15 protein-coding genes and 1 riboswitch are annotated in these 14,927 nt (G+C 59.5%); of the genes, 1 reads left to right on the forward strand and 14 read right to left on the reverse strand.

The features are described from left to right. Positions 1 to 103 precede the first annotated feature (103 nt). The 8 genes from trpB to ACR0CA_RS04380 form a co-directional block, all read right to left on the reverse strand. Complete coding sequence (trpB, locus tag ACR0CA_RS04345; protein ID WP_170790354.1) at positions 104 to 1,351, reverse strand: tryptophan synthase subunit beta; 1,248 nt, start codon at positions 1,349 to 1,351, stop codon at positions 104 to 106. Between the two features lie 67 nt (positions 1,352 to 1,418). Then, on the reverse strand, positions 1,419 to 2,060 hold the full coding sequence (locus ACR0CA_RS04350; RefSeq protein ID WP_480897536.1) for a phosphoribosylanthranilate isomerase: 642 nt from the start codon (positions 2,058 to 2,060) through the stop codon (positions 1,419 to 1,421). 6 nt (positions 2,061 to 2,066) lie between these two features. Beyond that, complete coding sequence (locus ACR0CA_RS04355) at positions 2,067 to 2,417, reverse strand: LapA family protein (RefSeq protein ID WP_170770593.1); 351 nt, start codon at positions 2,415 to 2,417, stop codon at positions 2,067 to 2,069. A gap of 6 nt (positions 2,418 to 2,423) precedes the next feature. Continuing rightward, positions 2,424 to 2,708, reverse strand: a complete 285-nt coding sequence (gene ihfB / locus ACR0CA_RS04360) for an integration host factor subunit beta (RefSeq protein ID WP_050603110.1) — start codon at positions 2,706 to 2,708, stop codon at positions 2,424 to 2,426. Between the two features lie 270 nt (positions 2,709 to 2,978). Further along, a complete protein-coding gene (gene rpsA / locus ACR0CA_RS04365; protein ID WP_170769919.1) occupies positions 2,979 to 4,655 on the reverse strand; it encodes a 30S ribosomal protein S1 in 1,677 nt (558 codons plus the stop codon). A gap of 225 nt (positions 4,656 to 4,880) precedes the next feature. Continuing rightward, the gene (locus ACR0CA_RS04370; RefSeq protein WP_480897537.1) at positions 4,881 to 5,174 is read right to left on the reverse strand and encodes a DUF6525 family protein; all 294 of its coding nucleotides are present in this window, start codon (positions 5,172 to 5,174) and stop codon (positions 4,881 to 4,883) included. Between the two features lie 141 nt (positions 5,175 to 5,315). Beyond that, positions 5,316 to 6,995 (reverse strand): tryptophan halogenase family protein, encoded by a 1,680-nt coding sequence (locus tag ACR0CA_RS04375; protein WP_170769917.1) that lies wholly within the window; start codon positions 6,993 to 6,995, stop codon positions 5,316 to 5,318. Between the two features lie 121 nt (positions 6,996 to 7,116). Further along, complete coding sequence (locus ACR0CA_RS04380; RefSeq protein ID WP_170790351.1) at positions 7,117 to 7,650, reverse strand: hypothetical protein; 534 nt, start codon at positions 7,648 to 7,650, stop codon at positions 7,117 to 7,119. A 218-nt stretch (positions 7,651 to 7,868) separates the two neighbouring features. On the opposite strand from ACR0CA_RS04380, the gene ACR0CA_RS04385 reads away from it, so the two are divergent. Next, positions 7,869 to 8,348 carry a YHS domain-containing (seleno)protein gene (locus tag ACR0CA_RS04385; RefSeq protein WP_170769915.1) on the forward strand — a complete coding sequence of 160 codons (480 nt, stop codon included), beginning with the start codon at positions 7,869 to 7,871 and terminating at the stop codon, positions 8,346 to 8,348. Between the two features lie 31 nt (positions 8,349 to 8,379). Here ACR0CA_RS04385 and ACR0CA_RS04390 read toward each other — a convergent pair whose 3' ends face one another. The 6 genes from ACR0CA_RS04390 to ACR0CA_RS04415 all read right to left on the reverse strand — a co-directional run bounded on the left by ACR0CA_RS04390 (position 8,380) and on the right by ACR0CA_RS04415 (position 14,904). Next, a complete protein-coding gene (locus tag ACR0CA_RS04390) occupies positions 8,380 to 8,997 on the reverse strand; it encodes a (d)CMP kinase (RefSeq protein ID WP_480897539.1) in 618 nt (205 codons plus the stop codon). After that, entirely contained in the window at positions 8,994 to 10,340 is a 1,347-nt protein-coding gene (aroA, locus tag ACR0CA_RS04395) for a 3-phosphoshikimate 1-carboxyvinyltransferase (RefSeq protein WP_480897540.1), read from the reverse strand. The genes ACR0CA_RS04390 and aroA overlap by 4 nt, the downstream gene beginning before the upstream one ends. Before the next feature lie 69 nt (positions 10,341 to 10,409). After that, complete coding sequence (gene trmB / locus ACR0CA_RS04400) at positions 10,410 to 11,120, reverse strand: tRNA (guanine(46)-N(7))-methyltransferase TrmB (protein ID WP_480502835.1); 711 nt, start codon at positions 11,118 to 11,120, stop codon at positions 10,410 to 10,412. Between the two features lie 125 nt (positions 11,121 to 11,245). Then, a complete protein-coding gene (gene metK, locus ACR0CA_RS04405) occupies positions 11,246 to 12,427 on the reverse strand; it encodes a methionine adenosyltransferase (protein ID WP_170782922.1) in 1,182 nt (393 codons plus the stop codon). Between the two features lie 5 nt (positions 12,428 to 12,432). After that, positions 12,433 to 12,481: riboswitch (SAM-SAH riboswitch) on the reverse strand. Between the two features lie 42 nt (positions 12,482 to 12,523). Continuing rightward, positions 12,524 to 14,020 carry an apolipoprotein N-acyltransferase gene (gene lnt / locus ACR0CA_RS04410; RefSeq protein ID WP_480897542.1) on the reverse strand — a complete coding sequence of 499 codons (1,497 nt, stop codon included), beginning with the start codon at positions 14,018 to 14,020 and terminating at the stop codon, positions 12,524 to 12,526. Further along, positions 14,017 to 14,904 carry a hemolysin family protein gene (locus ACR0CA_RS04415; protein ID WP_170769909.1) on the reverse strand — a complete coding sequence of 296 codons (888 nt, stop codon included), beginning with the start codon at positions 14,902 to 14,904 and terminating at the stop codon, positions 14,017 to 14,019. The genes lnt and ACR0CA_RS04415 overlap by 4 nt, the downstream gene beginning before the upstream one ends. Between the last annotated feature and the right edge of the window lie 23 nt (positions 14,905 to 14,927).

Genomic DNA, 14,927 nt, shown 5'->3' on the forward strand with positions numbered 1-14,927 from the left:
GGTTTGCGACATCAATAGACCGCCGCGCGGGCCCTCTTGTGGGCGCGGTCGAAAAAACCGGCCCTGTTTTGGGGCCGGCTCCAAACGTTTAACGCTATGGCGCTTAGCCCGCCGTACGCCCTTCGGTATCTGACATATCGAAGTTCAGATACTTGGCCACGGTCTGCACATCCTTATCGCCCCGCCCGCACATGTTCATGCAGATCAGGTGATCCTTGGGCAGGTCGGGCGCAATTTTCATCACGTGGGCCAGCGCGTGGCTGGGTTCCAGCGCCGGGATAATCCCTTCGGTAGCGCAGCAGAGCTGGAACGCCTCGAGTGCTTCTTTGTCGGTGATCGAGACATAGTTCGCGCGGCCAATATCGTTCAGCCACGAATGTTCCGGCCCGATACCGGGATAGTCCAGACCGGCCGAAATCGAATAGCCTTCCAGAATCTGACCGTCATCATCCTGCAGCAGATAGGTGCGGTTGCCATGCAGCACGCCAGGACGACCGCCGGTCAGCGAGGCGCAATGCTCCATCTTCTCGTTTACACCTTTGCCGCCGGCCTCGACCCCGATGATATTGACCGATTTGTCGTCAAGGAACGGGTAAAACAGGCCCATCGCGTTCGATCCGCCACCGATGGCGGCAATGATCGTGTCGGGCAGACGGCCTTCGGCCTTCAACATCTGTTCCTTGGCTTCCTTGCCGATAATCGACTGGAAATCGCGGACCATTGCAGGGTACGGGTGTGGACCGGCTACGGTGCCAATACAGTAGAACGTGTCGCGCACATTCGTCACCCAATCGCGCAGCGCGTCATTCATCGCGTCTTTCAGCGTGCCACGACCGGACGTGACCGGAATCACCTCGGCCCCCAGCAGGCGCATACGGAACACGTTGGGGGCCTGACGCTGCACGTCATGGGCACCCATATAGACGATGCACTTCAAGCCGAACTTGGCGCAGACCGTGGCGGTGGCCACGCCGTGCTGCCCTGCGCCGGTTTCGGCGATGATCCGGGTCTTGCCCATACGGCGCGCCAGAATGATCTGCCCCAGCACGTTGTTGATCTTGTGCGCGCCGGTGTGGTTCAGCTCGTCGCGCTTGAGGTAGATCTTCGCGCCGCCCAAGTGTTCGGTCAGGCGTTCCGCGTAATACAGCGGCGAGGGGCGGCCCACATAGTTCGCCCACAGATCATCCATCTCGGCCCAGAAGGTCGGATCGTCTTTGGCCTTCTCATATTCCTCTTCCAGCGACAGGATCAGCGGCATCAGCGTCTCGCTAACAAACCGACCTCCGAAGATGCCGAAACGTCCCTGTTCATCCGGGCCGGACATGAAGGAATTGAAAAGATCGTTGGCCATGGGTGTCTCCCTCGTCATTCCCGTTGTTCATAGGAGGTAGCGGCGGGATTTGCCATGGCAAAACGTATCAGCCTGCTGCGTCAACAAATGCGCGGATCAGACCGGCATCCTTGACCCCCGGCGTGCTTTCGACACCCGAGGATACATCGACCTGTTGTGCCCCGGTCATGCGGACAGCCTCGGCCACGTTTTCAGGGGTCAGGCCACCCGCCAACATCCACGGACGCCGCCAGTATTTGCGCCCAGCCAGCAGGCGCCAGTCAAAGGCCAGACCGTTCCCGCCGGGCAATTCGGCGTTGCGAGGCGGCTTAGCGTCGATAAGCAATTGGTCGGCCACCTCAGAATACAGATCAATCGCCATTAGATCTTCGGGCTCGGCCACACCTATGGCCTTCATCACAGGCAGGCCGTAACGCTGCCGGATATCAGCCACGCGGTCGGGGCTTTCCTTGCCATGCAGTTGCAACATGTCCAGCGGTACATCCGCGACAAGCTTGTCCAGTTCCGCGTCCGAGGCATTGACAGTCAGCGCAACTTTGGCCACGCCGACAGGCACCAGATGGGCCATAGCGGCCGCGGCCTCAATTTCTAGGTGCCGGGGCGATTTTGGAAAAAAGACAAAGCCCACATACCGCGCGCCGGCCTCAGCTGCTGCGCGCACGTGCTCAGGGGCGGTCAGGCCGCATATTTTGACCGAAATACCGGACATGGTGCCTTAGCTGGCCTCATCCAGAATGGCGAGGACCTCGTCCTTGCCTTCGTTCTGTTTCTTCTTGAGCTTCTTGACCTCACGCTCAAGCTTGCGGACTTCGCCGGTCTTGGCCGACGCATCCGCGCGGTGCTTGTGCTCGCGCAGCCATTCCCACAGGAAACCGATGACCAGACCGGCCACGATGCTACCCAGAACCACAATGAACAAGGGCAGAGCGATGCTGAAATTAACCCCAACCAGATCGGCAATCGCCTGCGGCATCAAGGTCAGTTCAACGGCTTCGCGGTTGGCCAGCGAAACCGAAATCAGGACGATCCCGAGGGTCGCCAGAAAAGCATATCGAATGTAGCGCATCATGCCTTAGGCTTTACCGTTCAAACGGTCCCTTAGCAACTTGCCTGTCTTGAAAAATGGAACACATTTTTCTTCCACCTGAACAGTCTCACCTGTCCGAGGGTTACGGCCAACCCGCGCGTCGCGCTTTTTGACGGAAAACGCGCCAAATCCGCGCAGTTCCACCCGGTCCCCGCGGGCCATGGCATCCGTCACTTCTTCGAACACAGTATTCACGATCCGCTCGACGTCGCGTTGGTAGAGATGCGGGTTCTCGTCGGCGATTTTCTGAATCAGTTCTGAACGGATCATGTGCGTTACCCTCCCAGGCGACCGGATTACCATGTCTATTATTCTGATCACTATAGAAAAAAACTTGGTTCGGGGGAACGTTGACTCTGTGTGTGCGACCTTGATTCTACGTCAAACTCACGCGAATTTTTGCACTTGTCGGGGAATTGGCCGGCAAATCGTGAACCACAGATGAATAAAGCCTGCAAATCGGAACGTGTTGATTCGCAACAAAAACGGCCCCGCACTCTCATGCGGGGCCGCAAATTCTGCTTGGACTGAAGTCCGGGCTTAGTCGCCCGACTTCAGCGCTGCACCCAGGATGTCGCCCAGCGACGCGCCCGAGTCCGACGAACCGTACTGTTCTACGGCCTCTTTCTCTTCGGCGATTTCGCGCGCCTTGATCGACAGACCCAGACGGCGGGTTTTGCTGTCAACGTTGGTGACGCGGACGTCGACCTTGTCACCGGTCGAGAAACGCTCGGGGCGCTGCTCGGCGCGGTCACGCGACAGGTCCGAACGGCGGATGAAGGATTTCATGCCTTCGTATTCCACCTCGATACCACCATCTTCGATCGCAGTGACTTCGACAGTGATGACCGAGCCACGCTTCACGCCACCCACGGCTTCGGCGAACTTGTCACCGCCCAGGGCTTTGATCGACAGCGAGATACGCTCTTTTTCGACGTCAACTTCCGAAACGACGGCCGAAACCATGTCGCCTTTGCGGTAGTTCTGGATCGCATCCTCGCCGCGCTCGTCCCAGGACAGGTCCGACAGGTGAACCATGCCGTCGATGTCGCCTTCGAGGCCAATGAACAGACCGAATTCGGTGATGTTCTTGACTTCGCCTTCGACCTCGGTGCCCTCGGGGTGCGTTTCTGCAAACACTTCCCATGGGTTGCGCTGAGTCTGCTTCAGGCCCAGAGACACGCGACGCTTGGCGCCGTCGATTTCCAGAACCATGACGTCGACTTCCTGGCTGGTCGAAACGATCTTGCCGGGGTGGACGTTTTTCTTGGTCCAGGACATCTCGGACACGTGCACCAGACCTTCGACACCGGCTTCCAGCTCGACGAACGCGCCGTAGTCGGTGATGTTGGTGACGCGACCCTGATGGACCGAGCCCAGCGGGTATTTCGCAGCAACCAGATCCCACGGATCTTCCTGCAACTGCTTCATGCCCAGGCTGATGCGGTGGGTCTCTTTGTTGATCTTGATGACCTGAACCTTGATGGTTTCGCCGATCGTCAGGATCTCGGACGGGTGGTTCACACGGCGCCATGCCATGTCGGTGACGTGCAGCAGGCCGTCAACACCGCCCAGGTCAACGAATGCACCGTATTCGGTGATGTTCTTGACAACACCCTCGACGGTCTGACCTTCGGACAGGTTGCCGATAACTTCGGCACGCTGTTCGGCACGCGATTCTTCCAGGATTGCGCGACGCGACACAACGATGTTGCCACGGCGACGGTCCATTTTCAGAATCTGGAACGGCTGCTTCAGACCCATCAGCGGGCCAGCGTCGCGCACGGGGCGAACATCAACCTGCGAGCCGGGCAGGAACGCAACTGCGCCGCCCAGATCGACGGTGAAGCCACCTTTGACGCGACCAAAGATTGCACCTTCGACGCGCTGGTCGTCGGCATATGCTTTTTCCAGACGGTCCCATGCCTCTTCACGGCGGGCCATCTCGCGCGAGATGACGGCTTCGCCACGGGCGTTTTCTGCGGCACGCAGGTAAACTTCTACCTCGTCGCCTACAGCGATTTCAGGGGCTTCGCCGGGATTTGCGAATTCTTTCAGATCAACGCGGCCTTCCATTTTGTAGCCGACGTCGATGATGGCTTGGCCGGCTTCGATCGCCAGAACCTTGCCTTTGACAACAGAACCCTCTTCGGGCGTGTCCATTTCGAAGCTTTCGTTCAGGAGGGCTTCGAATTCCTCCATGGATGCGTTAGCCATGTGGCGTTGTTTTCCTTTACAGTACGATTTTGCTGGCCGAGCGGTTGTCTCCGCCGGTCTTGTTTCATGGTGTCCTCTGGCGTGACCCGGTGCGCATCCGATTACACAAACACAAAGGGCCGAGGTAACCCGGCCCTGCTCAGATACGTCATCCGGACGTTGACCGCCCTTGTTCAGACAGCGCGCGTATAGGCCGAATTCAGGTAATGTGCAAGAGCAAAGCCCTTAGTTACCGGCTGTTCGGCTATCTTTCATGTGCCAGATGCCTGCGTCCTTCTGCAACATCGACCGTTCGATGGCATCCAGTCGGGACAGCGCCCCGGCAATATCCGTCGATCCGCCCGACCGGTTCCAGATCTTCAGCGCCGAGGCCGGGCTCCACGGCAGGCATGCCGCTGCCAACCAGCAGCGCAATTCAGGCGGCAGGGAATCATAGGTTCGCATCGGAGACACCCTGCGCCGCCGCTTTAGACCGGTGCAAAGATTACGACCGCCTCGCCCGGTCTTGTTTCGTCGCATGGCAAACCTCGTCACAAAATTTTTTGTAATGTTATTACATTCCAAGGCTGGTTAGACAAGCACTCCAAATGCAAAAAGGGCGGGATCAATTCACCGCCCTTTCCATGCTAAAGACGCGGCGCCTCAAAGCGCCCAGACTTCTCAAAACAGTTGCAGATCCTTTGCACCACTTTGAATCTCGGCAAAGTTCGGCATATTCTGCACCGCCACTGGGGCCGGTTTCGTGCCAGGCATCGCCACTGTCGGTTTGGCTGGCTTGCCGAAGGCCGGTTTCTCAAGCTCGCCACGAATATCGCGCAGCAGCGTTTTATGGTCCGGCATGGATTTGAGTATCTGCGCAAGGTCTACCTTCGCACCCTTCCACCACTGGAACCAAATCGGTTTCTTCAGCGGTCGGATACGGTCACGGATACCTGTACCATAGCCCGTGTCGTAGACCTGCTTGCCCAACAGTACCGTCTGGAAAACGCGATGGTCGAACAGGGTGGCGAACTCCACATCATGCTCCATCGGCAGGCGGTGCTGCCAAAGCTCAAGATTCTCAGCCAGACGATCGGGGATTTTCATCTCGGTCCGCGCGTCGATCCAGTATTGGTCATCCGTGCGGTTGCCCAACCGGTAATGCAGACAGATGAATTCCAGCACCTCATTGTAGAGCTTGTCCATCTGCCGGTTATAGCGCGCGCGCAACGACGGCTCGATGTCACGCGTCGGCAGATGTTCCGCGAACCAACGGATGGCGTGGTCGATCATATGGATCGCGGTGCTTTCCAGCGGCTCAATAAAGCCGCCCGATAGGCCGATGGCCACACAGTTCTTGACCCAGGCATTGCGCACTCGCCCAACCCGCATCGGGATCACACGTGGCGTAAGACCCTTGCCGCTGTCACCCAGCCACTCAAGATATTCATCGGCTGCCTGATCATCCGTCCGATGCGCCGAAGAATATACATAGCCCGTGCCTACGCGATTGAACAATGGCACTCGCCACGTCCAACCCGCCCCCAACGCGGTCGAGCGCGTGGCGCTTTCGATCTTCTCCGGATTGGGATGTTCGACCTGCAACGCCATGGCCCGGTCATTGGGCAGATAGTCCGAATAGTCCATGAACGGCTCACCCAGAGCCTGATTGATGATCAACCCCCGGAATCCGGTGCAATCCACGACCATCTCGATGTCATGACGGCCTTTGCGTTCAAGCATCAGGTGGCTGACATTGCCCTGTTCGTCCAGTTCAACCGCCTGAACCTCATCCTGAATATGCTCGACGCCACGTTTGGTGCAAACCTTCGTCAGCATACCGGCGAATTTCACCGCGTCCAGATGGTAGGCATAGCCGAACCGTTGTTCGAACTCCGGCGCGCCCAAAGGACGCGCACCTTTGCACAGCCGCGCAAGATCATCATGCGGGGCAATGGATTGAGTGAAATCCCGATCCCCGTTGCCGAAGCGCAGGAAATATTCCGAGGCCTCCAACCCTTCCAGCAACTGGCCATGCGCGAATGGGTTCATATAGTCGATACGATTGCCCTTGGCGTCCTTGTTCCAGTTGCAGAACTTCACACCCAATTTGAACGACGCGTTGGTTTCGCGGAAGAAATCGCGCTCGGATATGCCTGCCTGACGCAGTGTGACCGGCATACGCGGCACGGTTGCTTCGCCCACACCCACGGTCGAGATATTTGGGCTTTCGATCAGGCAGATGCGGGGGCGGTCCTTGGGGGCGGATGTGCGGGAAAACACCATCTCGAGGATCAACGCGGTCATCCACCCCGCTGTGCCACCACCCACGATGGTAATCTTGCTCAAACGCTTGCTCATTAGGCTCTGCTCCCCCTTGTTTTGGGGGACTATAACAGCTTTCCCTAACCTAGCCAGAGCCTATGACCGGTGCTTTGGAAATGTTGCCAGATAGCAGAAGTCTGCACCGCGACATCGGCGTTCAGATTTCCTCGCCCTTCTTCAAAAGCTCTTCGATAAGGGCGCGCTGCAAACCCTGACTGTCACCGCCCCCAAACTCGGCCGCACCACCGGAATAGAGCGTGCCATATGTCTTGGCTATATTCACTGTCTGCGCCAGACCCGAGATCAGCTGATCCTTCTCAAGCGCCGACAACGGATGGATGTAGGCCGCCCACAATGTACCATTGGCTATGGCATAGCGTGCATCCAAAGTACTGTCGAAATTCGCTTGCATCACGCGCTGCAGATCCGCTGGCGACAGATCGTCCGCACTGACAATCGCCACCATGGCCCGCATCCGGTCGGCGTTGATATCAGTAACAACAAAAACCGGGACGTCGCCCAATGTTAGTTGAAAACCCGGACCTTGCGGCAGTGCCTCGGGATCCAATGCAAACAGAATTTTACCCAGCCGTTCATAGGTCATGGGAGGTTCCAGTACCGGGGTCTCTTGCGCCTCTTGAGCAGCCAGACCTGTGGCCAGAAATATCATGAAAAAGGCTAGTCGGATCATGGCGAGGCTCCCGCTGGTTTCAGTGTCAGCATAAAAGGCAGCAGGTCACGTGACCAAACAAAGCTTAGTGAAGGCATCACCGAGAAGCGCCGCAATTTTGAACGATCTGCAAAACTGTAAGTCCTTTCTGTCATAGTTCGTTCGGTTGAGCGTTGTTAGATTTGTTTCAGCGACGGATACCCCGACCGCTCTGAGCCCAAAGCACGTAAGGAAACGCAATGAAATCTCTGATCCTGACCACCCTGATCGCCGCCCTGCCCTTGGTTGCTGCACCGGCCTTTGCAGCAGACGAAATCAACGTCTCGAACGGCATTTCAGCAGCGGGCGCTCCACTGGCCGCGCATGGTGTCGACCTGGTGGCGCTGGTGACAAATGGCAATCCGGTGGAAGGCTTTGCCAACCACTCGGCGACTTATGATGGCGCATCGTACTATTTCACCTCGGCGGATAACCTCGCCGCGTTCGAGGCCAACCCGGCGGCGTATCTGCCCCAACATGGCGGTTTCTGCTCGTTCGGTGTGTCGGTCGGGAAGAAATTTGATGGCGACCCGGATCAGTACCTTATTGCAGATGGCAAGCTGTACCTGTTCCTGAATGCAGAAACCCGCGCCGCCTTCCTGAAAGACGTCCCCGGCACGGCAAAAACAGCCGATGGTCAGTGGTCGAAAATCAAAAGCATCGCAGTCGGCGAGTTGTAATCCCGACACCTCGCAGCGATCACCCGCGGCGCTACGGCATCGCGGGCTTGCGTTCTGCGATCAGCGTAATGGCCTGTGCCAGGGCCTCTTCGACGCTGAGGTCCGAAGTATCCAGCAAAACGGCATCCTCAGCCGGTTTCATCGGGGCGGTACTCCGCTCGGCATCGCGGGCATCGCGCTCGTGCACATCAGCAAGGACCTGTTCACGGGTCACATCGTCGCCCTTGGCGCTCAGTTCCAGATACCGCCGTTCAGCACGCACCTCGGCGCTGGCGGTGACGAACAGCTTGGCCTCGGCCTCGGGGCAGATCACGGTTCCGATGTCACGCCCGTCCAGCACTGCGCCGCTATCCCGTCGGGCAAAGGCGCGCTGGAAATCGACCAAAGCCGCGCGAACCTCGGGGATCACCGCCACTTTCGACGCGGCCTGAGCGATCTCGGCCGTGCGCAGATCGCCCTGCTGCAACTCCTCGGCGGTCAGGGCCTCGGCCGCCGCGATGGGCTCCATCCCTTCCAGCGTCCGCCGCCCCACCGCGCGGTACAAAAGCCCGGTGTCCAGATGCGCAAAGCCGAAATGTGCCGCAACCCCTTTCGAGATCGTGCCCTTCCCAGCAGCTGCAGGGCCGTCTATGGCGACCGTAAAGCTCATGTGCGTACGACCTTGGCGCCCAGCGCAGCCATCAGCGGTTCAAAAATCGGGAACGAAGTCGCAATCGGGCCGCCATCATCAACCGAGACCGGCGATTTCGCTCCCATTCCCATCACCATGAACGACATGGCGATGCGGTGATCCAGAAAGCTCTCGCAGGTGCCGCTGCCGGGGACATTGCCGATGCCCAGACCGTCAATCGACCACCAATCCTCGCCCTCATCCACGGTCACGCCATTGGCACGCAACCCGCGGGCCATGGCGTCGATCCGGTCGCTTTCCTTGACGCGCAGCTCTTTCACCCCGCCCATCATCGTGGTGCCCGTGGCATTGGCCGCAACCACAGACAGCACCGGGTATTCGTCAATCATCGAGGCCGCGCGTTCCGGCGGCACGTTGATGCCCTTCATGTTGGGCGAGTATTTCGCGCGCAGGTCAGCGACCGGCTCGCCACCCTCTTCGCGCTCATTCTCATAAGTCAGGTCCGCACCCATCTCGCGCAGCGTGGTAAACAGCCCCGCGCGGGTCGGGTTCAGGCCAATCCCCGGCACCAGCACATCCGAACCCGGCGTGATCAGCGCCGCGCAAACCGGAAAGGCCGCGCTGGATGGGTCACGCGGCACGGCAATAACCTGCGGTTTCAACTCGGGGCGACCGGTCAGAGTGATAACCCGGCCCTCATCGGTATCATCAACGGTGATCTCTGCGCCGAACCCGGCCAGCATCCGTTCGGAATGGTCGCGGGTGGCTTCTTTCTCGATCACCACGGTTTTGCCCGGCGCGTTCAGACCGGCCAGCAGCACGGCGGATTTCACCTGCGCCGACGGAACGGGAACCTCATAGCGCACCGGAACCGGTTCGGCGGCACCTACAATGGTCATCGGCAAACGCCCGCCCGAGCGGCCAACCGACTGCGCCCCAAATAGCGCCAGCGGGTCCGTCACCCGCGCCATGGGGCGTTTGTTCAGGCTGGCATCGCCGGTAAACGTGGCTGAGATCGGGCAGGTCGCCATCGCGCCCATGATCAGCCGCACACCCGTGCCCGAATTGCCGCAATCAATCACCTGATCCGGCTCGGCAAAGCCGCCAACGCCCACGCCATGCACGGTCCATTCACCGCCACCATGATCCGTAACCTCAGCCCCAAAGGCGCGCATGGCCTTGGCGGTATCCAGAACATCCTCACCTTCCAGCAGGCCGGAAATCTTCGTCTCACCCACCGCCATCGCGCCCAAAATCAGCGACCGGTGCGAGATCGACTTGTCGCCGGGCACCTCTACCGTTCCGGTCAGCGGACCGCAGGGATGCGAGGTCATCGGGATGGGCGTGCCGTGTCCGGACATGGGGGCTCCTGTTTTCGCTATCAGTGCCTTAGCCGATTAGCGAATTGGGGCCAGATGGTCCAGCGGCAATCAGCCCTTGCGGCGGAAGGTCAGGTAGTGCGGCGTGCGCCCTTCGCGCAGAGCTTTCTGTTCATAGCGGGTGGAAATCCAGTCGTCCCACGGTTCGCGCCAATCAGAGGGGCGCTCCGCCAGCCATTCGAACCCCGCGCGCGGCGCTTCCTCGAGCGTTTGGCGGACATAGTCGGGAATGTCCGTCGCCACGCGAAAGATCGAACCCGGTTTCAGCGTCCGCGCCAGCGGCTCCAGGTGCTCCGGGGTCACAAAGCGGCGGCGATGGTGCCGCGTCTTGGGCCACGGATCGGGATAGAGCAGGAACGCGCGGGAAATGCTGGCCTCGGGCAGCACATCGAACAGATCACGCGCATCGCCGGGATGGACGGCGAGGTTCTCAACCCCCGCCTGCCGGATTTTACCCAACAACATGGCGACGCCGTTAATGTAAGGTTCGGCCCCTATGATGCCGATGTCAGGATTGCGCGCAGCCTGATGCACCAGGTGCTCACCACCACCAAAGCCGACCTCAAGCCAGACGTCGCGACCGTCAAACAGCTCCTGCAAGTCCAGCGGCTTGCGTTCAGGGTTGCTCTCCCAATCGACCGCACCCGGGGACAGCGCATCAAGGTCTTCGCTTAGATAGGTCTTCTGGCTTTGCTTCAGGGTTTTGCCTTTGAAGCGGCCATAAAAGTTCCGGCGGGGGCGTTGGGGGATCTCGGTGCTCATGGGCCGAGCCCATACTGTGCCGAAACCACGGACGCAAGAGGGCGACCGGTCCACTCAACAAACCTGCCGCCCCCAAAAAGCACCAGAATAGAGCGCGCCCGAATGGGCGCACCTTTGGTCTAAGATCAGACCGCCGCTTTCAGCGCGTCCGCCAGATCAGTGCTTTCCCAGCTGAAGCCGCCATCGGCATCGGGTTCGCGGCCGAAGTGGCCGTAGGCTGCAGTGCGCTGGTAGATCGGCTTGTTCAGTTGCAGATGCTCGCGGATGCCGCGCGGGGTCAGGTCCATTACCTGGCCCACGGCTTTTTCGATCGCTGCATCTGCGATCTGGCCCGTGCCATGCGTATCCGCGTAGATCGATAGAGGCTTGGACACGCCAATCGCATAGCTGAGCTGGATCGTGCAACGCTCAGCCATACCGGCAGCCACTACATTCTTTGCCAGATAGCGTGCGGCATAGGCGGCCGAACGATCCACTTTGGTCGGGTCTTTACCCGAGAACGCGCCACCACCGTGAGGTGCTGCACCCCCATAGGTGTCCACGATGATCTTGCGACCAGTCAGGCCAGCATCGCCATCGGGGCCGCCGATCACAAATTTGCCGGTCGGGTTTACGTGCCATTCGGTCTCGGCCGACAGCCAACCTTCGGGAAGAGTCTCGCGGATATACGGCTCGACTATGGCGCGGATGTCATCCGAGCTCAGCGCCGCGTCCAGATGCTGGGTCGACAGCACGATCGAGCTGACACCGACAGGTTTTCCGTCACGGTAGACAACCGAAAGCTGCGACTTGGCATCGGGGCCCAGCGCAGGCTCGGAGCCGTTTTTGCGCACTTCAGCCAGCCGACGCAGGATCGCGTGGGAATACTGGATCGGAGCCGGCATCAACGCAGGCGTTTCGGTCGTGGCATAGCCGAACATGATCCCCTGATCGCCTGCCCCTTCGTCCTTGTCATCGGCGGCATCGACACCCTGCGCGATATGGGCGGATTGTTCGTGCAGCAGGTTCGTCACTTCGACGGTTTCGTGGTGGAACTTGTCCTGCTCGTAGCCGATATCCTTGATACAGGCGCGCGCGATGTCGTCGATATGCGCCATGTAGTCGTGCAACTTGTCCTGATCCGACAGGCCAACTTCGCCACCGATGACAACCCGGTTGGTGGTGGCAAACGTCTCGCACGCTACGCGTGCTTCGGGTTCTTCGTTCAAAAAGGCATCAAGTACAGCATCGGAAATACGGTCGCAGACCTTATCCGGGTGCCCTTCGGACACGGATTCCGAAGTGAAAGTATAGTTCTGTCGGGACATGAATGTGCTCCATTAAGATTTCCCCATCACGCCAGGAAGCCGTTGTGACGGGCATGCGAGGGGATACGCCCGCACAAAGCCGGGGTCAATCGGTATTTATGCGTCTACCCGCCGGGCGTTGCGCCAAAGCAGCGCGGTCAGGCCGAATAGCACAAAAAAGACCGGATAGTCGCCGATCCGCGCATACAGTGTCCGAGCCAGCGGGGCAGGCAAAAGCGCGTCGATAAACCCCGCCTCTCCAAGTGGCAGTGCCTTGGTGATCCGCCCCAAAGGGTCGATCATCGCCGAGACACCAGTATTGGCGGCGCGCATCATTGGCAGGCCCTGTTCAACCGCGCGCATTTGGGCTTGGGCGAGGTGCTGATACGGCCCGGACCGAGTGCCAAACCAAGCATCATTGGTGATCTGCATCAGAAAATCCGCGCGCCCCGGTGCCGACAAGACATCTTGCGTGAACACCGCCTCATAGCAGATCAACGGCAGGGCCAGCCCCAGCTTTCCCGCCTCGATCAGCTCAGCGCCCGGACCGGCGCTGAAGCCGTTGCCCGTGGTCGTGGCCATGCCGTGAATGCCGAACCGGGCCATCACGTCCCCAAACGGAACGTATTCGCCAAACGGGGCCAGATGGTGCTTGTCATACAGGCCCTGCTGCTGCCCATCTTCATTCAGGTAGATCATCGAGTTGTAGATCCGGGGCCCATCCCCCCGTTGAATGCCCAGAAAAACCGGCGTTCCCTGCGCGGCTTCGGCAATCGCGTCCAGATGAGGCTGCGCGCTACCCAGCCAAGCGGGAACCGAGGTTTCCGGCCACACGATCAGGTCCGGGCGTGGCTGCTGCGCCGAAAATTCAATCTGGCGGGCAAAGAAAAGCGGAGCATAGTCTGGGTCCCATTTCTGGTGCTGCGGCGCGTTCGGCTGGATCAGACGGACGATGTGTTCGGTATTGGTAACGTCCGGGCGCATCGCGGCGTATCCTAAACCCAGACCTACAAAACCAACCGACAGACACAAAGGCAGGAAAATCCCCTTGCGCCGCGACAGCGCCGCGCCCAGCGGCAGAGTAGCCAGCAAGGTCAACGCCCCCAACCCATAGGGCCCGGTCAGAGCAAGAACCTGCGCAACGGGTGTGTCCACCCAGACCTGCGCCAACCCGGCCCACGGAAACCCGGTCAGCACATAGCCACGCCCCGCTTCTGCCAGCGCGATGATCAGAGCGAGCAAAACAGTTTGCCCCACCCCCGATGCGCCGGGTTTTCGTGCCACCCAAAATGCCAGAGCCCAGAACAGGGCAAGCCCTCCGGCCATAAATACCAGCGCAAAAGGCGCCATCCATCCGTAGCGCGGCGCGTCGACCAGAAATGGCTCAACGATCCAGCTTAGGGCATGGGCGAAATAGCCCGTCGCGAAGGCCCAACCGATCCAGGCCGCCTGCCCCCGGCTTTTGCTGGACAGGTAAACCGGGGCCAGCAGCGTCAGCGCGATAACTGTCGCCCACCAATACCCGAACGGAGCAAGGCCAAAGGCGGCCACGCCACCAAGCACTGTGGCAGACAGGAAGATTAGCCAAAATGGCCAGCCCCCCACAGGGGTCATGCAACAAGATCCGGCAACATTACGCGCAGGCGCTTGATACGACGCGGGTCGGCGTCGATCACCTCAAACTCAGGGCCTTCGGGATGCAAAACAACCTCGCCGCGCGCAGGCACGCGGCCGGACAGCATAAAGACCAACCCGCCCAACGTGTCGATTTCTTCCTCGTCCACATCCTCGTGGCTGGTCAGAGACCTTCCAATCTCGGCCTCGAACTCCTCGACTGGGACACGGGCCTGGACGACATAACAGCCTGGCTTTTCCTGCACCCACAGCTGACTTTCGTCAGCGTCATGCTCATCTGCAATCTCACCCACAACCTGCTCAATCAGGTCTTCGATGGTCAGCAACCCGTCAACACCACCATATTCGTCGATCACCAAGGCCATATGCCTACGTTCTGTCTGCATCTTGGTCAGCAGAACCCCAATTGGCATCGAGGGCGGAACAAACAGCAAAGTCCGTAACATCGAGACCAGATCGAATTCGGATGATGTTCCGTTGAACCCATGGGTCAGCGCGAAATCCTTAAGGTGCACGAAGCCCAAAGGCGTATCCAGTGTCCCTTCATAAACAGGTATCCGCGACAGACCGCTTTCGCGAAACACCTGCGCAAGCTCGTCTTTGGAGATGGTCGAAGGAACTGACACGATTTCTGCCGTGGGAATGGCCACATCTTCAACCCGCATCCGGCGCAGGTTGATCATGCCGCGTGGCTGTGTCGCCTCAGTGTCATGACCATTCATCGCAGTGGCCTCCCCCTCGGTCGGGGTTGAGAACGCATCTACTATTCGCGAGAAAAACCCTGTCTTCTCTTTGCTGTTTTCGCCGCTGTTCTGCGGTTGCGCGCTTTGCGCCGCCATAGAACTGCCGTCTGTTTCGCCCATTATCCTAGTCCAAATGATCGGCC

Source organism: Ruegeria sp. F12 (assembly GCF_056533885.1).